Raw genomic sequence first — 671 nt, 5'->3', positions numbered from 1 at the left:
CCATTCCGGGTTCACCAAATGGCTGATCAACAAGATGGACGCGCTGATCGCCACGACGCCGCAGGCGGCATCGTTTCTTCAGCACCCCTCGACGGTGATCATGCATGGGGTGAACACCGAACTGCTTCATCCGGAGCCGGACAAGCAGGCCCTGCGTCAGAAACTCGACCTGCCCAAAGGAGTGCTGATCGGCTGTTTTGGCCGTATCCGCCCCCAGAAAGGGGTCGACCTGCTGGTGGATGCTGCCCTTCAGGTGCTGCCTGACCATCCGGATGCCCATGTGATCTTCACCGGGCGCACCGCCAAAGAATTCGAGGCGTTTCAGGCCGAACAGGAACAAAAGCTCCAAGAAGCCGGGCTTGACGACCGCGTTCACTTTCTGGGCGAACGCCCCTGGGACGAAATTGTCGAGACCTACCGCGCGCTCGACCTGTTTGTCGCCCCTGCCCGGCACGAAGGGTTCGGACTGACCCCGCTCGAGGCGATGTCTTCGGGCGTGCCTGCGATTGCCTGCCACGGGGTGGGCGCATTCAGTGCGCAGATCAAGGATGGTGAGACCGGACGGCTAGTCGAAAAAGACAACGCCCAAGCTCTGACTGAGGCGCTGCAGGATATGCTGTGGGACCGCGCCGCGCTGGCCGCTGCGGGGATAGCCGCCCGCGCCCATGTCG

At 62.7% G+C, this 671-nt stretch carries 1 protein-coding gene; it reads left to right on the top strand.

The genetic code is table 11. The features are described 5' to 3' along the window. The coding region (locus tag ACR0E6_RS22420) for a glycosyltransferase family 4 protein (protein WP_480587523.1) at nucleotides 1-671 on the top strand (671 nt) is incomplete at both ends.

The organism is Ruegeria sp. AP12, assembly GCF_056540025.1.
Note: the sequence above shows the minus strand (reverse complement) of the source record. Positions and strands in the feature narration are given on the sequence as shown.